Source organism: Nitrospira sp. ND1, assembly GCF_900170025.1.
GTDB lineage: Bacteria > Nitrospirota > Nitrospiria > Nitrospirales > Nitrospiraceae > Nitrospira_A.
Genome location: NZ_FWEX01000006.1, coordinates 2,509,236 through 2,530,692, shown reverse-complemented (window position 1 = coordinate 2,530,692; position 21,457 = coordinate 2,509,236). Strand labels below are relative to the sequence as shown.

Sequence of the window (21,457 nt, the reverse complement as noted above, 5' to 3'; positions counted from 1 at the left end):
CTCAACGTACCCTTGAGGGTACGCCTCGGCCCCTCACTCGCTGCGGCCTTGCTGACAGCCTTTTTGACCATCCCGTGATGGTCACACTGTCCGGCTACACCACGCCCGAGTAGTACCGCAGAATGTTGGACACAGAAATCACGCCGATAATCGAGCCATCCTGCGTGACCGCCAGATGCCGCGTGGCCTGATCCTTCATCATGCGCACCGCCTCGATGATCGGACGGTCGCCGGCGATCGACACCACCGGCCTTCGCATATACACGTTGACCCCCGTCGCAGGATCCACCCCCCTGGCGACCACTGCGCGGGCGAGGTCTGAATCGGTGATGAACCCGACATAGGCCTGCTTGTCGGTCAGCAACAGCGAGCCCAGTTTCCATTTCTCCATGGCCTGACCAGCGTCCTTGAGGCTGGCATCCTGGGACAGGCTACGGATCTCGGACGACATATGCTCGGCGACCTGAGGACCGATGAGGGTCTGCCGGCTGGCTTGTGACTGTTTCGGTTCGGCAGCGCGTCGGGCTTCGAGTTCGGCAATGCAACTTTCCAGCACCCGACTGCGTTGCAAGAGGCGCTGTCGCTGACTCTCCACACCGGCGCTTTCCGGTGCTTCATCTGTCAGATTCACCAAGCCGGCCGCTTCGCCGAACTCGGCATATTCATACGCCTCAAGCAGCTCGGAGGTATCCCCGAGCAATTCGGCAATGAGGTTTTCGGTGTCCTGATCGAACTCTTCCAGGCTGCGGGTGGGAAGGCCCCTGCCAAGATAGGCGGCCAGATCGGCCAACTGCTTGCGTAAACGCTCGATGCTGCGGTCGAGGGAGATCCGGGCTCGTTTGGGAGTCGCGCGTGTCGTAGACATGGCACCTCCTCTCTGTATGGCGGGATGACCGATCTTACCCCTCCGGAACAGGCGAGGCAAGCGCCGGGCCCATGCAACCGCACCGACTTGACCTTGGCAACCGGCACGTGCATGTTTAGGCCATGCATCACCGGTCAGCACTCCATCACCGTTCGAAACCAGGCCTGATTCGCCACATCGTGATCAGCTGCTCGCTTCTCCTGCTCTGGGGCCTGTCCGGCCAATGTGCGGACCAGGCGTTCTCCGCAGAACCGGCCGCACCGGCCGCATCTCCCAATACCCTGTCAGGCCATGAACTGCTTCGCATCGGGACAATCCATGATCAGCAGGAACATTTCCCGGAGTCGCTGACGTATTACAACCTGGCCTTGTCGAAATTCCGGGAGAAGAGACAGCCCCAAGGCATCGCCACCACGCTGGTGAAGATTGCGCGGATCGATGAACGCCAGGGTCACCTGCAGCAGGCCCACACCTCACTCAAGGAAGCGGTGGCGCTGTTCGCCAAGGCGTCGGATCGATCCGCCCATGCCGAGTCGCTGCTCGCAATCGGTCGAGTCTCGGCGCAGTTGGGGCTATCGGACGAATCGCGCGACGCCCTCACCCAGGCCGCCGCCCTCTTCACGCGCGTGAGAAATGCCCGGGGATGGAACGACACGATGGTGCAGTTGGGGTTGCTACAGATCGCACAGGGAGAGAACAGCGCGGGGCTGACCACCTTGCAGCAGGCCTCGGAAGAGGCCCGTACGAGACGGCACGTGGACCAACAGTTCACCGCCACGGTCGCGCTCGGAGATGCCCATTGGCTGCTCGGCCACACCAGTGACGCGCACAGCGCCTATCTCGACGCCCTCAGCCTGGCGGAAGCGGAACATCACCTGCCGTTCGAAGGCATGATGCAACTGCGGCTCGCGCGGCTGGATGGAGACCAGGCCTCCCTGAAGGATCGCGTCGCCCAAGGGAAACGCGCCCTGCAGATTGCGCAAGCGGTCCACGACACCGCCGCCGAGGCGGAAGCCTGGTCGCTCCTGGCCGATCTCTATGGGCAACTGGGGCAAGCCACGGAGTCTCAGGATGCGGACACCCATGCGCTGGCAATCTACCGCAACCGCGAGTTGTCCGTGCACGGGAACCGATAGCCCGTCAGACGGCTCTGGTCGCCCGCCAGGCGATACCTGCCCCGATCAGCAACAGCGTCGTGGATAACAGATAGGGCGCCCCCGGCAGGTGCCAGTCGGCCTGCGGGCCGATGAACGCGGCGAAGGTCTGCGTGAAGAGCGTGGGGCCGATCAAGCCGGCGATGCCGGTCAAGCTGGCAATGGCGCCTTGTAATTGTCCCTGCTCGGACGCACTCACGCGGCGCGTCATAAACATTTGCGCGGACGGACCGGCGAGTCCCCAAAACGCCATCACTGGAATGCCTAAGCAATAGATGAGCGGTGTAGGCGCGAGTCCATAGATGGCGAAACCGGTGGCCCCGCACAGCAGCCCGGTGATCAACGTGCGCCGCTCTCCCAGCCGCGCCGTGATCGGCCTCACCAGCGTGCCCTGCACAACCATGGCGCAGACCCCGACCGCTGCGAGCGTGAACCCCACGGCCGATGGCCCCCAGCCATACCGATACCCCAGGTACAGCACCGCTACACTGGGCAACACCCCGTGGGCCAGGTTCATCAGAAAGTTCGCCGTCGCCAGACCGAACAGCTCATGATGTGAGCGCAACAGCATCAACGCGCCGGCCGGATTGGCCCGTTTCCAGCGGAACGGCGCCCGCTTCTCCATCGGGAGCGATTCCGGGAGCACAAAGAACCCGTAACAGGCGTTGAGCAGACTCGTCGCCGCCGCGCCCCAAAAGGGCCAGCGGGGATCGACGGCGCCCAGCAGCCCACCCACGGCAGGACCCAACACAAACCCGAGACCGAACGAGGCCCCCATCATGCCGAATGCAGCCGCGCGTTTGTCCGGCGGCGTCACATCGGCGATGTAGGCACCGGCCGTGCTGAAACTCGATGAGGCGATGCCGGAGATCACCCGGCCTGCAAAGAGCCAGGCGAGACTGGGCGCCAGCGCCATGAGAATGAAATCGAGACCGAGCCCTAGGTTGGAGAGAAGCACGACCGGACGCCGCCCGAAGCGATCGGACAGCGCGCCTTGAATCGGCGAACAGACGAACTGCATCAAGGCCCAGGACGTGCCCATCAGCCCGTAGATTTCCGCGGCCTGCGCGGTATCGCCGCCGAGAAACTCTTCGACCAGTTTCGGCAGGACGGGAATGATGATCCCGAACGACAACATGTCGAGCACGACCGTGACAAGGATAAAGAAGACCGCCGCTTGCCGCGGTTGTGTTGAGCTCTCCGGGTGCGTCATGGGATGGGCCATGGTAGCAGGCCCGCCGTTCAGGCGCATAGAAAAAGACGCGGGGATCAGTCGGACGACGCACCTCCTCTTCGAACGGGTTTTCTGCTACCCTCCCGTCGATGCCCGCCACCCTCCAAGCCTTCATCGCCATCTTCCTGCTCGGTGCGCTGCTCCGGTCATCCGGCCTGCTCGGGAGAATCCATGCGGAACGTCTGGCCTTTGTCGTCTTTTCGATCAGCCTGCCGGCCACGATATTGGTGTCACTGGATCGAGTGGTCTTTGCCCCCACAGCCTGGAAGTTACCGTTGGCCGCCTGCCTGGTGACCCTCTCGATGCTGTTCTGCTCCTGGCCGGTCGCCCGCCTGCTGCATCTACCCCGCGCCACACGAGGGGGATTTCTCCTCGGCACCGGCTGTATCAACTCCGTCTATTTCGCCTATCCCGTCGTCCTCGCAACCCTCGGTGACAAGGGACTGGCGCAGGCGATCCTGTTCGACCTGGGGCAGACGACGCTGACACTCACGGTGATTTATGGGCTGGCGGTCTGGCACGGGGCGAAGGGCACCACCGCCCGATCAGCCATGCGGCGGTTTGTGTCGTCTCCGCCGCTCTGGGCCCTCTGCCTCAGCCTGCTGCTCACCCTGCTTGGACTCCATCTTCCCGGCTGGCTCCACGATGCACTCACCCCCATCCACCTCACCACGACACCCCTGGCGAGTCTGGTGCTGGGCCTGTCGATCAGTTTCTCGGCCGTACGTCGAACCTGGGCCTTGGCATTGCTTGGGGTGGGCATGCGGATGGTCGGCGGATTGCTACTCGGGTTTGCGGTTGCCTATGGGCTCGACCTTGCAGGCATGGAACGGGCGATCGTCATCCTTGTCTCCGCCATGCCGTCCGCCGTGACGGCGGTCATTTTCGCAACCGACACGGGATTGGACGAAGACCTCGTCACCTCGATTGTCGCCCTCTCGATCTGCGTCGGCGTGGCGTTGCTGCCCTGGCTGCCGCAACTCATCTGGCTGCTGTTAGGGTAAACGAGCTGACTCCGTGCTCGGATGTATCGGCTCCGTAGACCTCCTCAGATTGTCTCCATCCGGCACCTGTGGGAATGGCGTCACGTATTGTGAGGTTTATGCGACGGCAAAATTTGCCTGGCGCGCTTTGCGACAGGAAACATCGCCGCCATAACCTTGCATCTATGCGAATCGCCGGAGGTTTCACGGTTTGCGGCGCAATCCCTCGGAACAATGCACGACGGTATGGTGCTTGCTCTATTCCCTGCCAGACACACTGGAGGAACGATCATGCACGACCCCGCGCTCTGGACAAGCTGGTATGTCTGGCTGTTGGCGCTTCCCGCGCTGGTCATCGGCACCCTCATCTGGGACTGGATCCAGCGGCGGCAGCCCGTGCGAGTGCGGAGACGGCGCTAACGCCGCACTTCCACCGCCGCCAGGCACAAGCTGGTTCAGTCGAGGCGCCCACCGCCTACCCTCTCGGGCATCGCTTCACGCACCGCTCATCCCCATTCGCTGACCGGGATTCGCCGCATTCAGAGCCGGCGCTTGTCTGGTGATCGCAACCTTCTACCTTCCCAAATCCTCACGATTCTCAGTCCCCTCGTAATCTTCTTGCCCAGACCTTCGGGGTTTACGAGTTCCGCCTCATAGCCCGAGTACCGTATGAAAGGGCGGGCACATGATTCCCCGCTGCAGGAAGGGCCTCGCACATCCTGGCGGAGCAACGGGAGCTCAGTCCTTGTGATGTGTGATGCCTGTACGAGCAGGGCCTCCGACATGAGCGCGTTCAGCGCCGCTTGGACGCGCCGCTCCGGCCGGGCCATCAGCCGCTTCCGAACTTCCCTTCAAAATCTGGCAGCGGCTCATGCCCCGTCGGGGATCTCCAACCTGATCGATCACGTCACGCAACAGGCGGCCTCGGCCAGGCCCGGAGCGGACCTTTGGTCCGGAATCGCCGCGGATTGCCGGCGCGATCTCTCCGGACTGTCCGTCCACAAGGGAACCTTGGCTCAAGCGGTCGAGTGGGAAACCCTCAAACTCCAGACTCGCCTTCGCAGCACGAACGGCTATCATCCCGACTCTGTCCCGCTGTTCCGCAATCGCCACGTACACATCGGCACCTTGATCCAACTCTGGCGGCGTCTGGCATTCGACACCGAAACCTGGCTGGCGGAACAGGGCCATGAAACCCTGCTGGACATCGGACCGTGGGGCGGATTCAACTTTGTCGTGGACGACGATGGCTATACCCGCATGCCCTTCGCCAGACTCACTCTGGCAGTGGGCAGTCTGCCGGGAACGCCGCTGGACGACGCAGGCGGCCCCTTCTTCCAGCACCTGCTTCCCTGCTATAGGGCGGAATTACAGGCGGCCGGGGTTCACTTCCCGGACCAATGGCAATGGCAATTCCCGAAACGCGACCAGACGGGTCGATTGGCGGAACTCTCCGGCACACACTATTTGCCCGAGCACACGTACGATCGGCGGACCTTCATCAAGGTCCGCCTCTCCCGCTCCTGCGAAACGGCAGAGGAAATCACGTTGCAGGACCTGCTGCCCCTGCTGGAGCGGCTCCACTTCACGACAGATTGGGACCTCTACCGTGAGCAGACACAACCTGTCGATGCCCGCTTCGATCTGCAAGACTTCCTCTCGCTCAACCATGTGGTGGAAGGCCTGTATCAGCGGACGGCGAAGGAAGAGCGGCTGTTGAACGAAATCAAAGATGCCTATCGAGGCGCCGTACGATCGCCTCAAGTCCTGTACAAATATCTGGACACCGTGATCCGGTCAGGGTGGGTTGAGAATCTCTACTGGGCAATGGCTGAAGCGGCACTGGGAGTGAAGCGATATCAACGGGCAGTGTCATTCGATCGCGAAGTCTGCCCTCACATCCCGCCACGATTGCTCATCCCGGTCCGGCGGCACCTCCAGAGGTATCATGCAGGGCTGAGTGCCGTCGCCCCGGCACCAACGGAAGTCACAGCCTGACGGCCTCCAGCGTGCCGATACTGTCGGTCACCAACTGCCGACGAAACCGTCCGAATCCGGTACCCCTCAGCCAGGCCTCGACGTCGTTCCAAGCATAACTCCGCCCGGTCGGCGTGAACGCGTACATCAGCAACGAAAATACCGCCGCCTCGGCAGGGAGGGTGCCGGCAGCGTTGAGAAAATACTCCACGATCACAATCTTTCCCCCGGGTCGTAGCGCGCCATGCGCCCGTCTCAACAGACCTCGATTTTCCGCCTCGCTGAAATCATGCAGCAGATTGGAGATCAATACCAGATCGAATCCCGAGTCGAGCGGGGCAGTCAACACGTTCCCCTGCCGCACCGCGATACGGTCCGCCAGCCCAGCCTCTTTGATCTGCCGTCGCGCGACCGACACGGCCTGATCGACCAGCAGCACATGAACATCGGGATGACGTTGCGCCAGAGCAATGCTGTAGGCCCCGGACCCGCCGCCTACATCCAACAGGCGCCTAGCTCCACGCGGCAGCCGGATCCTGTCGAGCGTGAGCGGCGCCAGCACATAACTACGCTCGTGCATCGCTAGGGCAAACCGTCGCCGGAACGCCGCGGTCTTTGTGACCGGTACCCAGCCGGGACGACCCCGGCGGATGGCGCGCGCCATCCCCGTCCAATCCGACCAATGGTGGTTCAGCAGCCAGAGCAGATTGGTCACCGCCGTCGGGCTTCGGCCATCCAGATAGTTCAGCCCAAACGTCGTATTCCAATAACGCCCCGCTTTCAGACGCACCAGTCCAAGCCCTGCGAGCGCCTGCAGCAGGAGGTCCATGCCCTCGCGCGAAGCGCCGCAGGTGGTGGCCAGTGAGTCGGCGCACTTGCCGCCCTGGCCGATTGCCGTGAACAGGCCGAGTTCATTGGCGACGAGCAGCACTTTCGACTCCGCATAGCCGTTCGCCAGCCGCATCAAGTCCCGATACGTCACGGACCCTCCGCGGCGGGTAGCGCCTGCTTCACCTCAATGTCCATCCACATGCCGCGGGAGAAGTGAGGGGCTCCGGTCACCGGGTCAGCAAGAAAACAGAGCAGACCGTATCGCCCCGGCTCCAGTTCGAGATGAACATAACCCTCTCGTCCCGGATCGAGACCGGTGAGGCCGCCGGCTTCCCGCCCAGCGGAATTGGGCAGTCCTCCAGGCCTGTACCGCGCGATGAACTCCTTCGCCGACGCTCCCTCTGCGAGACGAATCAGCACCACCTCATGAGCCTGCGGGCCATCATTCACGAGATGCACGGTTCGAGACCCCGCCTGCAGCGGGCCACTCAACGCAAACGCAAAATCGTTCAGACGCAGCGTCGCATCGGCCCGCGGCGCCGGTTCGCCGGAAGGCGCGGCCTCCACCACTCGCAGCGCACGCACCATGCCGCGCATGGCATGGGGACGACCCGCGACGTCCGGAATGCCGCAGAGTAACAGATAGTCTCCGGGCTCAAGCTGAATGCTGACGGACGCCTCATCGCCGGGAGCGACACTATTCACTCCCCCATGACGCCGCAGCCAATTCGGCAAGCTTGGCGACCGGGACGCCAATGCCCGTTCGACATCGGCCACGGTTTTTCCCGGTGGCAGCGCCAAAAATTGAACCTGGTGCACATCCCGGCCGCGATTGATCAATCGCACCGTTTGCCGGCCGGAGTCGAGCTGCTCCGGACCGGTGAAGGCATAGTCTTCCGCAATGAACGTCGTGACGGCGGCGTCAACGGAAACGGGCAGGCCCGACAGAGCGAAGACGAGACAGGCAACCGCCCACCAGCCGGTCACGGACCGGACCGACATCCTATTGAGGCGTTGAGCAGACATATCCGGGTGAGAATACTCCGAAGCCGGGCCGGTTCCTAGCCCGGACTTCTGTCCTCCCCCTGGGCGGACCACGGGAGAACGAGGACTCTCCCTAGTCCTCAACATGTCACAGACATCCTATAGTCAGCCACCACACCACCATCGAGGGAGGTAAGGTATGAACGTGCTGCTCGTCCATCCAAGCCCATTGATGTATACGAAAATTTATCTGCGCCTGGAACCGCTGGGGCTTGAGCTCGTCGCAGCCGCCGCGCGCCGGGCCGGGCACGACGTCACGCTCATCGATCTGCAAGTGGAGTCGCACGCGTCGTTCGTCACGCTGCTGCAGGAGCGTCGTCCCGATGCGATCGGCTTTTCCTGTAACTATCTGGCCAACGTGCCCGAAATCGTCGATCTCGCGAGGCTCACGAAACAACAACTCCCGCGCAGTGCGGTCTTCGTCGGCGGGCACAGTGCATCGTTCGTGGCCCAAGCCATGCTTGAGCATGCGGACGGCGCGATCGACTGTGTCCTCAAGGGCGAAGGCGAGAGCGCCATCGGGCCGCTGTTAACGGCCATCGAAGAAGACCGGTCGGCTCTCGCAGAGGTCCCCGGCACCGTCACGCGCTATGCTGAAGGGCCGCCCGCCCGTATGATCACCAGCCTGAACGAGGTTCATCCGGCGCGCGACCTGCTGCGGCACCGGCGCAAATATTTCATCGGCGTGCTCGATCCCTGCGCCTCCATCGAATTCACCAGGGGGTGTCCCTGGGACTGCTCCTTCTGCAGCGCCTGGACCTTTTACGGACGGAGTTATCGCGCTGCCAGCCCCGACAAGATCGTGGACGATCTGGCGTCCATTCGAGAGCCCGGCGTATTCATTGTCGATGATGTCGCCTTTATTCAAGCCAAACAGGGCATGGCGATCGGAGAGGCCGTGTCTCGACGAGGAATCAAGAAGCAGTATTACCTGGAGACGAGAGGCGACGTGCTACTCCGCAACAAAGAGGTGTTTCAGCTGTGGAAGCGGCTGGGCCTCGCCTACATGTTCATCGGCATCGAGGCGATGGATGAAGAAGGGCTGGCGCACCATCGCAAACGCACCACGATCAGCAAGAACCTCGAAGCGCTCGAATTCGCCCGCTCGCTCGGTATAACGGTCGCCATCAACCTGATCGCCGATCCCGCTTGGGATCGACGGCGCTTCGAGATCGTCCGGCAGTGGTGCCTGGAGATCCCCGAGATCGTGAACATCAGCGTGAACACGCCCTATCCCGGAACCGAATCGTGGCATACCGAAGCCCGGCATGTGACGACTCGGGATTACCGCCTCTACGACATCCAACATGCCGTCCTTCCGACCACCTTACCGCTGCCGGAATTTTATGCGGAATTGGTCAAGACGCAGCAGATCCTGAATCAGAAGCACCTGGGATGGAACGCCTTAAAATCGACGGCGCGTATCGCGGCCGGACATCTGCTGCGCGGCCAGACAAATTTCGTGAAGATGCTGTGGAAGTTCAATCGCGTGTACGATCCGAAGCTTCAACTGGCCGATCATGCCCGGGCCGTCGCGTACCAGATGCCGCTCCCGCCTGCACAGAAACAAGACATCAGCGCCGGCCTGCTGTACATCCATCGTGCCCAGGGTCGCAAAGGCCGGGCCTTGGACGATTCCACCGAACAATTCGTCGAAGCGACGAGAACCGGAGCGAGCGCATAATGGTCGACAGGGAAAAGACCGTCATCGAGGTTCACAGAGCAGATTTAGCGGTGCGGTGTGTTGATGGCAGAGTGAAGGCCCAGCGTCGGTTCCAACCGTATCGCTTGTTGAAAGAGGAGCGTGTATTCAGGACGACCGTCGCGTAACTGTTCGGCCCGCTCCATCGAATCGAGCGCCTTAGCCGGCTGGGACAACTTGATAAAACAGCGGGCTTCATCCAGGCGTTGTTGGATCTGCAAGAAGACCGGCAGCCGGTCTGATCGGATTCTCTGAAAATAGGTCAACGCCGACCCGCAGTCCGCTTCACGGATCTTCCCAACGGCATAATTGCGGAAACTCCGGCTCAGATTTCTCCCGAACGCCAGCAGCGCATAATCGGCCAGCGGCGACTCGGGATGTTGGGTCAGCAGCCCGGTCAACAGCGCCTGTCCCGCCTGCAATTGGTCGCCCCGCTGCCATAACAGAAATTTTGCCGCTTCCTCGCCCGCGGACGAGCCGGTCAGTAAGGAGGCCCCGGCGCCGTGCTCGTCGGTCACCGTCACGCTGACCGCGTGTGAGCGTATCCGATCCTGTTGAGACGCGCCCTGAGGACGGTATTCGGCCGTCACGCGATAGGTCCCAGGTCGATCGAACGTCCATCCCAGCGCGCCATAAAAGACAGGAAAGATCGCCACGACTGCCTCGCCCGGAGCGAGAGCGATCCTGTTGTGCACGGCATCCGCGTAAAACAACGGCAGGAACACGAACCGTGGCCTATTCGAGCTCGACACTTCAATCTGGATCGCGCCGGTTTGCGGGTCGAGCAGTTTGAACACCTCCACCGGCATCGTCCCCACATTGACGAGGCGGACGGTGGCATAGACCGGCTCTCCGAGACTCAGCGCGGATTGTCCAATGTCTAGCGTGAGCTGGAGCGTGGTGGAGCCGGGCGGTTCCTGGGCCAAGCCGTCGTTTGCCCGCACCGCCGGGAACAGGAGCGCGACCACGCAGACGAGAAACACCTTCCTGGACCGGCGCGCGATAGGATCGAGGTGCATAAGCCGCCCTTCAGCCTCACTGACAATCGGTGATCGTTAATTCTTCCAGAGGATGCGCCCAGGCCGCATGGTCGTTGGCGACCCACGTGAATGGCGCAGCTCCGATGGCGCCGGGGAATTTGCACTGCCCCGGATGGTTGGCCAGATGCTCCCGGCTTTGCTCGGAAAAGCGGTACACCGGATCGCCCGTCAGGTCGTCTGATTGCGTCATGATCGAGGTGCCGTCACCGTCACTGTGGTGGAGATTGAAGGCATGGCCGATCTCATGGGCCGTCGTGCGGAAGTAGGCAGCCCCGTCGGTCTGGATGGTGTTCATGCGATAGAAAATGGCGAAGGCCGACCTGGTATGTCCCTGCCACATTTTGCCCAGGATGAATTCAGGAATACAGACATCGAGCACCTCGCCGTAGTGATTCACCACCGCACCGTAGAGGTGATAGGTATTGCAGAAATCAAAGGGACAGGCGGCCGTGGGAAACAGCGAGAGGTGACGATGGCCGTTCTCCAACGTCGAGAGTTCGGCATCGCTGATGCACTCGTCCTGGGCGATGTTGAGCGGCTGAATCCCCGTGTCATCCTGCTCGACCGTCAACTTGATGCCTGCCTCGTCGAAGATCGAGCTCAACGTCACGGTCTGGCCATTGACCGTCTGGGAAGTGGGGAATGCCGTTCCTGTCATACGGTCGAATTCCAAGGACACGCAGGAGACCAGCAAGCCTGCGAAAACCGGAATCGCCATCGAGACCAGGACACGAAGCGGCGAAGCGAGCATGACGACCTCCTGACGAACAGCGACTGCCGTGGTTCGGAGGGCAGGGGAGAATGGTCTCCTAGGCTACGTATTTCAGGACTGCCTGTCAATCCGTGCCGGCCGCTCCGGACCGAATGCCCCTACCGGCTCCTTCAATCGACGGGATCTTTTCCTGTTCTTAGTTCACGTCATCGTGAACAACCCTACGTAGTGGTATCGGATGGGATACGGATCTGTATCCGATGCGATACCTCCTCTGCCACCCACAAATACCAGCAGTTCCAGACACCGCTTCCAAGCGATTGTTATTACGCGCAGAGGCTCTGTCTGAGTTCGATGGCGCAGAGTTTGCGTGATGTGAAGTCGTGACCAGACCTCCTGCGGAGCGAGCTTTCTGGCCACGCTTCCAGGATCGACAGCAGAAGACAAGGAGGGAACGATGCGCCGGATCACTCTGCTGATGCTGCTTCTCTATGGATGTGTCCCGCCTCCTCCTCACCAGTTCGTGCCGGGAGGGCCGCTCGGCGAAGCCGGACAAACCGTGCAAGGACCACGGCAAGCGAGCGATGAAGAAGTGCGCACCATGTTGGCGGAATCGTCGCTGCACCAGCAGAATCCCCCAGAGCGAGTCGATTTGAACGGCTTGCTCACACAGATTACCCAAGCCACAAACTTTCGGCAGAAGCAGCGTTTGGTGGATCGGTATCACCATGCGGCACTGCTTCTGCCGGAAGCCGAGCGTGATCAGGCGTTTCAGCGGTTACGAGACACGACCGGAAAGTGACCGCGAACGGAGCCCGACCTGAGCGAGAAAGGAAAGGACCATGAAGCGGATACCACTCTGCACACTGCTGCTCTTCACAACCGTCATCCTGGGCGGACTCTTACCGACATCCACACCGGCCGAAGCCCACGATTGGCTGGGTGACTGCGTGGTCGACTTCGATAATACGTTTGCGCTGACCTATATCTACGGGCAGGCAAGAGGGAACTTCGGATACCCTACCGGCATCGACAATTCAGGCGAGTTGCAACCGTGTAATGCCACCCATCAGGCCTGCTGGACCTACCGCCATCGCTGCTTCGGCAATTACATCAACGTGGACGACATGACCTATGGCCACATCCACCTGGTCTTCGACAGTCCGAGTCTGCTAACCCCCTGTTTTGTCGATCCCGGCGACGGGCCCGGCGCAGGCTTTGGACGGAACGTCGGCGACGACTGCGTCGCCGCCGATTGGATTCATGAACCGAGAACCCTCGGCACGCATGGGAAGGATCACTGGATCAAGATCTGGATGGAGGATCGGGTGACGCATCAGCCCAGGGTGTTCGACATGCCGATCATCAGAGTCACCGGCACCGAGCCGATTCAATTCTGGTTCAGGAAATCAAACGGCAGCTGGTGGTACTGGTCGAACCTGGCCCCCAATCCCTGGTTGGTCGGCGGATGGGTGTTCGATGTGACCGAAGTGCGGATCAGAGGCGCGCAGGCGGCGAACGGGCCGTATTTCATCGGCGCCTTCTCAATCCTCGATTAAGCGAGAGCCACGGTGTTTCAGATTGTCTCTCGCCTCTGAAGGCGGTAAAATTAGCGCATAACGAGGGACATCATGGCGCTTGCAGCAAAAGTGGTGAAACGAACCAAAGACAGTTTTCAGTTCAAAATCTCAAAAGAAAATTTTGAGTCTTTTTGTGATTCGATCGGCCTCTATCGCCGAGAATTCCTCGATGCGCTGGACACCTCTGAAAAGGACCACAAAGCGGGGCGAATCACGAAACGAAAGTCGCTACGAGAGTTGATCGCGTAGTTCGATCATGCTCGAGCTTTCCACTACCGCAACCTTCGACGCCCTTTTCTCCAAGCTTCCCAAACCAATTCAACGAAAGGCCGCTTCCAAAACGGATCTCTTCCGGGAGAATCCGTTTTACCCATCGCTCCATACAGAGAAGCTCCGCCCCAAACATCACGAAGTGTGGAGCTTTCGTGTCGATCGATCCTATCGCATCATCTTTAAATTCCTCGGCCCGAACCAGGTGCAGCTCCGGTACATCGGCCATCACCACTCGATTTACGACTACGACATGTTCAAGTAACGGTAAGAGCGGATGAAGCTCCGAATTGTGACGGTGCAAAGCCGAAATGGTTGCCTGAATATAGATGCAGGTGCGGCTCACGGTCGGCACTGAGTGAGCGTGAGCCTGGCCAGAGGCCCCTACCGGCCGTCCGGAACCTGCAACTTGATGGAGAGCGCCTTACGGTCGTCGGTAATCTGTGCCACGATCTTGTCGCCGGTCTTCAAGCGACCGCCCACCACGCCCTCGATTTTGGTCTCAGGCGTCACTTTCAGGCGTTCTTCGTGACCGGAGAATTCCTTCACGACCAGTTCGCCCTCTTCCCAATACAAGACATCGGCCTTGATGACCAAGGCGGCGGTGGCCGGAGAATCCTCTAGCGCTGATGCGGGAATGACTGTGGAAAAGATGAGGTAGAACGCGAGAAGAAGTGCCATCACAAACCCTCCCACTTTTTTTGAGAGTACCGATATCCACTGAGGGCTGTCAATTGGGACTGTCTTTGACGCCGAAGCCGGATACGCTGATTCGGATTATTTCGAATAGTGCAGCAGCATAGACAGCGGTACTGAGCCGAAGAGTCTCCTCGATGGAGGCCTCTGCTCCTTTCTTAAAATAGTGTCATGAAACATGCAGGCCTCGGGGCGAAGCCACAAGCCGAACGATACCAGCCCAAGAAAACACTCTATTGGAAAGTGGCCGGCATCAATGGGCTCGGGGAGATTTGGCATAATAAACAGGAGGCTCCAAAAGGTAAGACATTTCATGTACGCCACGTTTGGCATTCGGAAGAGCCGTAGAATGCGGCACAGCACCAATTGCAATGACGTCGCACGCTATAGTGCAGCGCAGTGAGACTAACCGCCGCTGCCTGACCTGGCGTTGCACGTTGATTCAGCGGGGGAAAAACCACAAATCAGTTTCACGACTTAATTGGCAATCGCTGAGCTTGCCGATCACCGATCGGCGTTTTATCCTGATCATTTCGCTGCCCCTTGTCCTGTTTTTTTTGAGTTTCTCCAGGCAATGGTGCCGGAGGCCATGGCCTAGTCGGCTCAATCTTATCAACAAAATCCTTCCCCACTTAGCACCTCCAATAATCTAATTTCTAATACCTCGCAAAGACCAAACTGCGTCAGTATATTTAGCTCTGAGTGCATCGTCGTTTGGCAACGCATAGCCTACCTTGATCAACTCGTCCTCTTCTCTCAGCAGGTTTTCGTACTTATTCATGTAATCGGTCGGACACCCCTCCTCGTCGATCTGAGCCCATAACAGATCGTAGTGTTGCGAAAGAATCTTCCATTTAGTTGAGAGCTCTCCTGCTGTTCTTGCCTTCTCGCTTACTTTAAACACATACGTCGCTAGCGAGAATAACGAGTTGACGACAAGTAGCCCCTGCCACACGAATGGGGCCAAAGCCCAAAACGGGAGGCTCGCAAAAGTACTCACACCTAAGACTATCCCAAAATATCGCGCCAGGTTATCCTGAAGAACATATCTGTCACTCGACTCCTTGTAATAGCCAGCATTCAGCTCCGCGCTCAATAGAGACTTCCAGATCAGGTCCCTGTTGGCCATAGAAAATTCCCTTTACAAAACGCCTACTCAGGCACTTACGGGACGTTTGACTTATTCCCATTTCTTGCCGTACGCCTCTTCATTTCGTCTTTCCACTCTTTGTCGTACGGAACTCGGAGAAGCTCCGCTCCGGTTCTTTTAAATATGTCATGATTCTGGGTTGCACCTAATAGCCTCCAAAGGCCTGTGGGAGAGTCGAAGAACGGCTCCTTGTTCACGTGCATCTCGAACAAGAGTCGAAGGTCTTTGCGTAAAAGAAACTCTTCTCCATTTGGGAACTGCTCCTCTTCCTGCCCTACCTTCACAATGGAGTTTTTCTCGACCCTATTAAACTCCAAGCAATGTTCGATCATAAACTTTAAACTCCGAACATTGTGTTCAACCGGCACCATCACAAGGTAATTCAGCAGTCTATGACTAATGAAGCGGGGCAACTCTGGTTCGTCTCTTCCCTTTTCACTATCCTTCCACTCTGGCTTGGGGAGAAGGCTGAGCACGAGGCCCAGACGTTCGGTGAGAATCATATTCTTGTAATCTAGAAGCGGTTCGATTGGGCTCTGATACTTGCATGCGTTGTTGCCCAGCTTTACCGCAAACTCGCGAACATCCTCTGGCAGCACCTTGCCCTTCCAGAGAAAAACCTCCGATCGTTTACCTTTCTCATGAGGCCGCAGAGCGAGCATGGGATCAGTAATGGCCAGCGGTGATGCAATATCTGGGATTTGGATCACAAACCCATTAATCCGGGAGAGAAAGTCACGAATCTTATGTAATTGTCTGAGGTAGTTTAGGAGATCACTATTCGGTGATAGGGCTTGCTTAGATTCACGGTATAGGGCTGACATTTGATGCAGCTGCCTAACGAATGTTGCGGCATCCCGATTACTCTCCGACATGAACACATCGAAGAGAAACCGCAAAAGATCGAAGTCAGCTGTATTGCGACAGAGAGTATTAAGAATGCTTCGATTCTTCAGATAGCTGCCAGAGAAAATAAAGACCGTCTTCGCATGCTCCTTCCTTGTAATCGGATCCAACAGATAACGCACGACAGAAGATCCATCGACGGTGACATCAAACTCATCAAGAAAAACCACCCGGGGACGTTTCCTCGCTGCACCAATCTTTGCCAAAATGACTTGAGCATCGCTATCAAGGGACAAATTAATCTCCTCGATAACTTGGTTGCGGTCATGAGACTTTCCTATCGCCTCGGCAATAAATGTTTTTCCTGCTCCAGGAGGCCCAAGCAAGAGGCAATTGAGCGGCGACTGGCCTCTTATTTTGTCATCGAAATAGCTTCGAAGCAGGGATTTTGCACCCTTTAATTGGCTGCTATAAACAGGATGACAGGACGCAACATCAGCAAGAGCGGGGCTATATATTTTTGGAGGAAGAGCACACTGTAATGTTTTCGTGTCATGCAGCGGTAGTTCATGTAGGCTCTTCAGATAGTCAAAGGTCATGGTCATGCTACTGTCCCTCCAGGCCTAATGCATCCCTCTTCATCGACGGGGATTCACAGGGGGAACCACCATATCTCGCCCTTGTTTTTAGGAAGCCAGTCGTCCTTGAGCGTGACCGTCTGAAGCTCCCCCTCCAGATTCTGCAACATCCACTTCTCCAGCTTGATGTGGACTAGTCCGCTGACATCGTCTGCATCTTCGGCTTTTGCGCCACTTACGACGACCGTTAAATTCTCCTCATATTCTTCTGAGAGATATTTGCTAGCGGACTCGCGAAACTTAAGCATCTGATCCTCGGAGACGGCAGACGAGCAAACTGGTTCAAATGCGCGATGCTGCGTTAAGAATCCATGGACCAAGCAATCTTTCGCGTTTCCTGGTTCAAATTTTTTCGCGAGTGCCTCGATCACTGTCCTATAGGCTTCATCTGCTTGTGGCTCGTATAAGACCTGGCCGAAATACAAATGGGGATCGCCATCCTTATTTATTCTCGTTAGCTTTGAAAACATGGACTTCCAAAACAAGGGGGCATCAGCTTCTGATGATTTGTTGTACATTACGCAGTTGCTGAACAGGCGAACACCCTGGTAATGAAGCTCCCCATCCTGAATATCAATGAAGGCAATTCCTCCATGACTAATGGCCAGCTTCTTCGTGCCCTGTTTCACCATAAAACCCTGCTCAAACCGACTTACAATTTCTTCCTTCAGTTCATTGGTTGTCGGATCACTAGTAACAACATAGCCATAATGACCTCTCACCATTAGCGACCAGCCAATATAGTCATACCCGGCAGCCTCTGATTGCCCCACAAGGTATTCGCCCTTGAGCCAAGACTGCACAATGTCCATGGGGACAGGATTGCAGAACGACCGACCTACAACGGCCTCTTGATTACTATTCAAGTCCATGGGGCTGCCTCCTCAATTGAACATAGACGAGTAGTATAAATTTCGCCTTCGAGCAACTCCTCAATCCACCATGTGCAGCTGGAATGATACCGAGATTGAATTCACATTCAAAAACTTTGATGCATGCGCGAATCAGGCTGACAAAATCGTACATGGCTCACATTCAGGCAGGGAGAATACCCGTGCTCACTCATGTTGTCAAAACTTTCCTAACCATAAATACGTGCATTTTTAGGGCGACCCACGTGAGACGCAGTTTCCATCTAGCACTCTGTTCGTAATAGGTCAACACGCATGATTGCCGTGTAGCGGAGGGATTGATATGAATGCTTGGCGGAGAAAAATCGGTACGGAGGGAAATGACAACAAGATCGCCTTGAGTCAGGATAAGTCGAACCGCGGAGAACAAAAACGTGAGGTGGCTTTACCTCCACGCGTGGGTAAGGATTCCGTGTATTGTGCGCGGTCTGCGAGGTGCACGACGCGACGAATAAGGAGCGTCACGTCTGCGCACGCCGGCGAGACGGTGAGCCGGCCGTGTCTAATGCTCCTTCCACTTCCCCCTCACTCCCTCAAGGGGCGGCCTGAGTGAGCCCCCACTGCGCGTCGTCCAACGAGGGCCTTCTCAGGCCGCGCGTTGCGCGAGCAAGGGGGCTTACTCAGGCCGCCCCTCTCCTAGCATTTCGACCCATCCGTCCGGCAAGCCTCGGCCCGATCATTGAAGCCTGAATTCCGCAAACTCTCGTACACATTGTGCTGCCGTTCCATTTCCCGGTCGTAGGGCGTCACCTCCCGCCCTTCGGCAACGTAGCTCCCGCCGGAATTCCGCTTCGGTTTCCGCGCATACAGCACCTTGTTCACTTCGGTTTCGTAATAGCCGCGCGTCTGGGGATCGGCATCTTTCTGGTAGCAGGTGGTGAGAAACTTGCGGCCCTCGGCGTCATGCCCCAGCGCATAGTGCGCAAAGCCGACATTGCAGTAGGCATTGGGGGTGGTGGGATCGAGCTTGAGCACCTGCTCCGAATCCGCAAGTGCGTGCTGAAACTGTTCGTGGCGGCTGTAGATTTGAGCGCGGAATGCGTGGGCGCCGACGTGTTTGGGATCGAGGCGAATGGCGGCGGTGAAATCCTCCAGGGCTTCGCGATCCTTCCCCTGATATTCCCGCACGTAGGTCAATCCACGGCCATAATGGGCTTCGGCGGTCGGCTGGAATTTAATGGCAGCGCTGTAGTCTTGCAGCGCCTGTGGAATCTGGCCGAGCATCTTCCCTGCCTTGGCGCGAAGGAGATAGGCATCGGCTTTATTGGGCAGACGGCGAATGACCTCCGACGCGTCCTGCAGGGCTTGCGCATAGGCGCCGAGAAAGTAGTGGCAGCGGGCACGCGCGAGATAGAGTCCGGGCTGATTGCGCTTTTGCTCGAGGACGTTGGTGAGGTGTTCGACGGTTTGCTGATTGCGGTGGTTGTTGGCTTCACAATAGGCGTCATTGAAGGAATCGCCGCAGGAAGCGAGCAGCAGCACACTGCCAAGCACCATGATTCCGCGTACGATCCGGCCGGCCCGTCCCATGCCTGCCTCCTGGCGACGGGCGCATTATCTGCCTAGGGCCGAATGGCCGTCAAGAAGGCGGTGATCGATCCACTGCGACGAGCAGATTCAATCCCTCACGGAGGGCCTTTGACCAGGGTACATCGGCCCTGGCCTGTGCGGACGCGAGTCTCACGTCGAGCGCTCGAATGACGAAAACATTTTTCGATTTTCACCGGTCTGGCTTATAAGCATTTACAACGGACCTGACCTCCGCTATCTTGCCGCTGCCGCGCACCTGCGCCCCGGCATGAGCCGAGCCTCATGACCTCTGACTCACGCGACAAGAACTCCACCCTGCAGATGACGCGCACATGAACGGATTCGACACGACCGTCTTAGGTTTCTTCAACCAGTTTGCCCAACGGTCCTGGGCCATCGACAGCCTGATCATGACGATCAGCGACAGCGATGCGCTGAAGGGGTATCTCTCGCTGCCGCTCATCTGGTGGGCCTGGTTTCGCGTCCCCCATCGTGAGGACCATCGACAAGCCGTCCTCCTGACGATCCTCGCGGCCTTCGCGGCGATGGCGGTCGCCCGCGCACTTCAGCTCGTCCTCCCCTACCGCGCACGTCCGGTGCACACCGCCGGATTGGATTTCACCCTGCCCTACACCATGCCGGCCGATTTCCTGGCCGGGTGGAGTTCCTTTCCCAGCGACCATGCCTCACTCTTCTTTGCCCTTGCCGCCGGCCTCTGGTTGGTGTCCCCGCTGGTGGGCGCCTTCGCCTTTCTCCACGCAGCGGTGATTGTATCCATCCCAAGAATTTATGTCGGTCTCCACTTTCCGACGGACATTCTGTCCGGCGCGTGCCTCGGTGTGACGGCCGTGGCCGTGATCTGGAAATGGCGTGCTGTCTTTGTGAAGCTCGTGGAACCGGCCCTGGCCTGGAGTAAAACCAGCCCGCACCTGTTTTACCCCGCTTTCTTCATCCTCACGTCCGAACTGGCCCATCTGTTCAAAGACAGCCGCTGGTTGGCGGAGAGTCTCTGGCACATGGCGAAACTGAGCCTGGCACGGTAGCACCGGTCGAAAGGCGGTCTTCGCGCCACAACCTTGGACAGCATGCCTCAGACCTTTTTCCTACCGCGAGAGGCTTGCGGAAGCACATATCGGAGCGGCTTCCGATTGCCGATAGGGCAGCCTCACACTACGTTGAAAATCGCAGGGCCAGATGGAAAGGCTTGGGCGGAACGGGGCAACGGGGTAGGAGTCTACGAAGTCAGATCAACTCATCTATAAGGACACACTCAATCTCTTTCACCTTTCGCAAACCGCGATCATTCCCGTAGAAGCGCACGGCCTTGTGCAAGATGGCCGTGGCCAGCTGTATCGCATCCGGTGTGCTGAGACGATACCGGGCACGGAGTTCGGCTGCACGGTCCGCCACATTCATTGTGACCGAAACCCATTCCAGCCTTGGATACGTGCCGGCAAGAGCAAAAATGCGTTGAGCCAACTCATCTTTCTGGTCACGGTACGGCTGGACCAGCAACTCCAGGAGGGTCACGGTTGATGTGACAGCTGGATTGAGCCCACGCTCGATCAAATCGAACAACGAGGCACACCATGCCCCATACCTAGGGAAGGTCTGATTAATTCGAAATCTTAGACAGCGACGAGTTAAATCCCCTGTGTTTTGGACACCGACTGATCAAAATCGGGAATTAATCAGAGGTTCCCTAGGATGGTCTTCCAAGAAATAAATGAATACGTTGGTATCGAGTCCGATGCGTTGGCGTTCGAGGGGGAACCCTTGTGTGGAGCCCGCTACCACGACCGTCGCTCTCGCTTGAGATAGCCTGACGGATAGGTGCCCTTAGCAAGCCCTCGCAGAGTCTGCGCATACCGTTTGGGTTTCGGCATGACCAACGTCAGATCATCCTTGACGACGATCAGCAATTCATCACCGCCTCGGACGCCCATCGCCTGCCTCGCCTCCTTCGGGAGGACGATCTGATTTTTGCTGCTGAGTTTTTGGACCGCCATGGTGCCTCCCTCCGTTGCTTCCTACATTCTGCTTTACGTTAGCATAAGGAAGTAAAGCGCTCAAGAGTAAGCATCCACCGACAAATAGGTCGCGAGTAGCAGAGGACCTTGCTTTCGCGCGTTGCACGCACAGCATCCCGAACACTTTCTCCAAACCTGCCGTATAACTCTAACCACCAGCAACTATGCTCATGCTGGTTCCCCTGCGCTCCTCGAGCGACGCCATTCTGAGGGCGCGCGTTCCGCCAGGTGTGCGATGCGAGGAAGGGCACGCCGCCTCCCCCC

At 58.4% G+C, this 21,457-nt stretch carries 24 protein-coding genes (1 of these 24 running past the window's edge); 10 read left to right on the top strand and 14 right to left on the bottom strand.

The window, feature by feature from the left end; all coding sequences use genetic code 11:
* Positions 1–94: 94 nt before the first annotated feature.
* Positions 95–865, bottom strand: a complete 771-nt coding sequence (locus NSND_RS16875) for a CBS domain-containing protein (RefSeq protein WP_080880102.1) — start codon at positions 863–865, stop codon at positions 95–97.
* Positions 866–987: 122 nt separating this feature from the next.
* On the opposite strand from NSND_RS16875, the gene NSND_RS16870 reads away from it, so the two are divergent.
* On the top strand, positions 988–2,001 hold the full coding sequence (locus NSND_RS16870) for a tetratricopeptide repeat protein (protein ID WP_080880101.1): 1,014 nt from the start codon (positions 988–990) through the stop codon (positions 1,999–2,001).
* 4 nt (positions 2,002–2,005) lie between these two features.
* On the opposite strand, the gene NSND_RS16865 is transcribed toward NSND_RS16870, so the two are convergent.
* The gene (locus tag NSND_RS16865) at positions 2,006–3,244 is read right to left on the bottom strand and encodes a TCR/Tet family MFS transporter (protein WP_080880915.1); all 1,239 of its coding nucleotides are present in this window, start codon (positions 3,242–3,244) and stop codon (positions 2,006–2,008) included.
* A gap of 98 nt (positions 3,245–3,342) precedes the next feature.
* Between NSND_RS16865 and NSND_RS16860 the strand changes: the two genes are divergently transcribed.
* The 3 genes from NSND_RS16860 (at position 3,343) to NSND_RS16855 (ending at position 6,234) form a co-directional block, all read left to right on the top strand.
* Complete coding sequence (locus NSND_RS16860) at positions 3,343–4,257, top strand: AEC family transporter (RefSeq protein WP_080880100.1); 915 nt, start codon at positions 3,343–3,345, stop codon at positions 4,255–4,257.
* 270 nt (positions 4,258–4,527) lie between these two features.
* Complete coding sequence (locus NSND_RS21860; RefSeq protein ID WP_255373889.1) at positions 4,528–4,656, top strand: hypothetical protein; 129 nt, start codon at positions 4,528–4,530, stop codon at positions 4,654–4,656.
* A 363-nt stretch (positions 4,657–5,019) separates the two neighbouring features.
* The gene (locus tag NSND_RS16855; protein ID WP_080880099.1) at positions 5,020–6,234 is read left to right on the top strand and encodes a hypothetical protein; all 1,215 of its coding nucleotides are present in this window, start codon (positions 5,020–5,022) and stop codon (positions 6,232–6,234) included.
* Here the strand turns inward: NSND_RS16855 and NSND_RS16850 are convergent.
* Positions 6,224–7,195, bottom strand: coding sequence for a methyltransferase (locus NSND_RS16850; RefSeq protein ID WP_080880098.1), 972 nt, complete (start codon positions 7,193–7,195; stop codon positions 6,224–6,226). The two genes, NSND_RS16855 and NSND_RS16850, sit on opposite strands and share 11 nt — an antisense overlap.
* On the bottom strand, positions 7,192–8,031 hold the full coding sequence (locus NSND_RS16845; RefSeq protein WP_143833600.1) for a hypothetical protein: 840 nt from the start codon (positions 8,029–8,031) through the stop codon (positions 7,192–7,194). The genes NSND_RS16850 and NSND_RS16845 overlap by 4 nt, the downstream gene beginning before the upstream one ends.
* A 196-nt stretch (positions 8,032–8,227) precedes the next feature.
* On the opposite strand from NSND_RS16845, the gene hpnR reads away from it, so the two are divergent.
* A complete protein-coding gene (gene hpnR / locus NSND_RS16840; protein WP_080880096.1) occupies positions 8,228–9,772 on the top strand; it encodes a hopanoid C-3 methylase HpnR in 1,545 nt (514 codons plus the stop codon).
* A gap of 44 nt (positions 9,773–9,816) precedes the next feature.
* Here the strand turns inward: hpnR and NSND_RS16835 are convergent, their stop codons facing one another.
* A complete protein-coding gene (locus NSND_RS16835) occupies positions 9,817–10,809 on the bottom strand; it encodes a hypothetical protein (protein ID WP_080880094.1) in 993 nt (330 codons plus the stop codon).
* Positions 10,810–10,825: 16 nt separating this feature from the next.
* Positions 10,826–11,581, bottom strand: a complete 756-nt coding sequence (locus tag NSND_RS16830) for a zinc metalloprotease (protein WP_080880093.1) — start codon at positions 11,579–11,581, stop codon at positions 10,826–10,828.
* 418 nt (positions 11,582–11,999) lie between these two features.
* Here NSND_RS16830 and NSND_RS16825 point away from each other — a divergent pair, with 418 nt between their 5' ends.
* The 4 genes from NSND_RS16825 to NSND_RS16810 all read left to right on the top strand — a co-directional run bounded on the left by NSND_RS16825 (position 12,000) and on the right by NSND_RS16810 (position 13,657).
* Positions 12,000–12,344: a hypothetical protein gene (locus NSND_RS16825; protein WP_080880092.1), complete on the top strand. Its 345-nt coding sequence runs from the start codon at positions 12,000–12,002 to the stop codon at positions 12,342–12,344.
* Between the two features lie 40 nt (positions 12,345–12,384).
* Positions 12,385–13,101: a hypothetical protein gene (locus NSND_RS16820; RefSeq protein WP_080880091.1), complete on the top strand. Its 717-nt coding sequence runs from the start codon at positions 12,385–12,387 to the stop codon at positions 13,099–13,101.
* Between the two features lie 72 nt (positions 13,102–13,173).
* Positions 13,174–13,371, top strand: a complete 198-nt coding sequence (locus tag NSND_RS16815) for a hypothetical protein (protein ID WP_080880090.1) — start codon at positions 13,174–13,176, stop codon at positions 13,369–13,371.
* A 7-nt stretch (positions 13,372–13,378) separates the two neighbouring features.
* On the top strand, positions 13,379–13,657 hold the full coding sequence (locus NSND_RS16810) for a type II toxin-antitoxin system RelE family toxin (protein WP_080880089.1): 279 nt from the start codon (positions 13,379–13,381) through the stop codon (positions 13,655–13,657).
* Between the two features lie 119 nt (positions 13,658–13,776).
* Here NSND_RS16810 and NSND_RS16805 read toward each other — a convergent pair whose 3' ends face one another.
* The 5 genes from NSND_RS16805 to NSND_RS16785 all read right to left on the bottom strand — a co-directional run bounded on the left by NSND_RS16805 (position 13,777) and on the right by NSND_RS16785 (position 19,163).
* Positions 13,777–14,073 (bottom strand): hypothetical protein, encoded by a 297-nt coding sequence (locus NSND_RS16805; RefSeq protein WP_080880088.1) that lies wholly within the window; start codon positions 14,071–14,073, stop codon positions 13,777–13,779.
* Between the two features lie 664 nt (positions 14,074–14,737).
* On the bottom strand, positions 14,738–15,217 hold the full coding sequence (locus NSND_RS16800; protein WP_080880087.1) for a hypothetical protein: 480 nt from the start codon (positions 15,215–15,217) through the stop codon (positions 14,738–14,740).
* A 35-nt stretch (positions 15,218–15,252) separates the two neighbouring features.
* The gene (locus tag NSND_RS16795; protein ID WP_080880086.1) at positions 15,253–16,689 is read right to left on the bottom strand and encodes an AAA family ATPase; all 1,437 of its coding nucleotides are present in this window, start codon (positions 16,687–16,689) and stop codon (positions 15,253–15,255) included.
* 47 nt (positions 16,690–16,736) lie between these two features.
* Positions 16,737–17,594, bottom strand: coding sequence for a hypothetical protein (locus NSND_RS16790; RefSeq protein ID WP_080880085.1), 858 nt, complete (start codon positions 17,592–17,594; stop codon positions 16,737–16,739).
* Positions 17,595–18,269: 675 nt separating this feature from the next.
* Complete coding sequence (locus NSND_RS16785; protein WP_080880083.1) at positions 18,270–19,163, bottom strand: tetratricopeptide repeat protein; 894 nt, start codon at positions 19,161–19,163, stop codon at positions 18,270–18,272.
* A gap of 332 nt (positions 19,164–19,495) precedes the next feature.
* Here NSND_RS16785 and NSND_RS16780 point away from each other — a divergent pair, with 332 nt between their 5' ends.
* Positions 19,496–20,206 (top strand): phosphatase PAP2 family protein, encoded by a 711-nt coding sequence (locus NSND_RS16780; RefSeq protein ID WP_080880082.1) that lies wholly within the window; start codon positions 19,496–19,498, stop codon positions 20,204–20,206.
* 199 nt (positions 20,207–20,405) lie between these two features.
* On the opposite strand, the gene NSND_RS16775 is transcribed toward NSND_RS16780, so the two are convergent.
* From NSND_RS16775 to NSND_RS16765, 3 genes are all read right to left on the bottom strand, one after another.
* Positions 20,406–20,741: a type II toxin-antitoxin system VapC family toxin gene (locus NSND_RS16775; protein WP_159450846.1), complete on the bottom strand. Its 336-nt coding sequence runs from the start codon at positions 20,739–20,741 to the stop codon at positions 20,406–20,408.
* Positions 20,742–20,953: 212 nt separating this feature from the next.
* A complete protein-coding gene (locus tag NSND_RS16770; RefSeq protein ID WP_080880080.1) occupies positions 20,954–21,172 on the bottom strand; it encodes an AbrB/MazE/SpoVT family DNA-binding domain-containing protein in 219 nt (72 codons plus the stop codon).
* 38 nt (positions 21,173–21,210) lie between these two features.
* Positions 21,211–21,457 carry the 3' end of a transporter gene (locus NSND_RS16765; protein ID WP_080880079.1) on the bottom strand. Its footprint extends 788 nt past the window's final position, so only the last 247 of its 1,035 coding nucleotides appear in the window; the start codon falls outside the window, past its right edge — the gene reads right to left on this strand; the stop codon is at positions 21,211–21,213.

Bases quoted from the DNA above. Each gene is read 5' to 3' on its own strand.
- NSND_RS16875 (WP_080880102.1), bottom strand. From the start codon at position 865: ATGTCTACGACACGCGCGACTCCCAAACGAGCCCGGATCTCCCTCGAC.
- NSND_RS16795 (WP_080880086.1), bottom strand. From the start codon at position 16,689: ATGACCATGACCTTTGACTATCTGAAGAGCCTACATGAACTACCGCTG.
- NSND_RS16770 (WP_080880080.1), bottom strand. From the start codon at position 21,172: ATGGCGGTCCAAAAACTCAGCAGCAAAAATCAGATCGTCCTCCCGAAG.
- NSND_RS16855 (WP_080880099.1), top strand. From the start codon at position 5,020: ATGAGCGCGTTCAGCGCCGCTTGGACGCGCCGCTCCGGCCGGGCCATC.
- NSND_RS21860 (WP_255373889.1), top strand. From the start codon at position 4,528: ATGCACGACCCCGCGCTCTGGACAAGCTGGTATGTCTGGCTGTTGGCG.
- NSND_RS16790 (WP_080880085.1), bottom strand. From the start codon at position 17,594: ATGGACTTGAATAGTAATCAAGAGGCCGTTGTAGGTCGGTCGTTCTGC.
- hpnR (WP_080880096.1), top strand. From the start codon at position 8,228: ATGAACGTGCTGCTCGTCCATCCAAGCCCATTGATGTATACGAAAATT.
- NSND_RS16820 (WP_080880091.1), top strand. From the start codon at position 12,385: ATGAAGCGGATACCACTCTGCACACTGCTGCTCTTCACAACCGTCATC.
- NSND_RS16785 (WP_080880083.1), bottom strand. From the start codon at position 19,163: ATGGGACGGGCCGGCCGGATCGTACGCGGAATCATGGTGCTTGGCAGT.
- NSND_RS16805 (WP_080880088.1), bottom strand. From the start codon at position 14,073: ATGGCACTTCTTCTCGCGTTCTACCTCATCTTTTCCACAGTCATTCCC.
- NSND_RS16815 (WP_080880090.1), top strand. From the start codon at position 13,174: ATGGCGCTTGCAGCAAAAGTGGTGAAACGAACCAAAGACAGTTTTCAG.
- NSND_RS16860 (WP_080880100.1), top strand. From the start codon at position 3,343: ATGCCCGCCACCCTCCAAGCCTTCATCGCCATCTTCCTGCTCGGTGCG.
- NSND_RS16865 (WP_080880915.1), bottom strand. From the start codon at position 3,244: ATGGCCCATCCCATGACGCACCCGGAGAGCTCAACACAACCGCGGCAA.
- NSND_RS16800 (WP_080880087.1), bottom strand. From the start codon at position 15,217: ATGGCCAACAGGGACCTGATCTGGAAGTCTCTATTGAGCGCGGAGCTG.
- NSND_RS16825 (WP_080880092.1), top strand. From the start codon at position 12,000: ATGCGCCGGATCACTCTGCTGATGCTGCTTCTCTATGGATGTGTCCCG.
- NSND_RS16810 (WP_080880089.1), top strand. From the start codon at position 13,379: ATGCTCGAGCTTTCCACTACCGCAACCTTCGACGCCCTTTTCTCCAAG.
- NSND_RS16835 (WP_080880094.1), bottom strand. From the start codon at position 10,809: ATGCACCTCGATCCTATCGCGCGCCGGTCCAGGAAGGTGTTTCTCGTC.
- NSND_RS16870 (WP_080880101.1), top strand. From the start codon at position 988: ATGCATCACCGGTCAGCACTCCATCACCGTTCGAAACCAGGCCTGATT.
- NSND_RS16780 (WP_080880082.1), top strand. From the start codon at position 19,496: ATGAACGGATTCGACACGACCGTCTTAGGTTTCTTCAACCAGTTTGCC.
- NSND_RS16830 (WP_080880093.1), bottom strand. From the start codon at position 11,581: ATGCTCGCTTCGCCGCTTCGTGTCCTGGTCTCGATGGCGATTCCGGTT.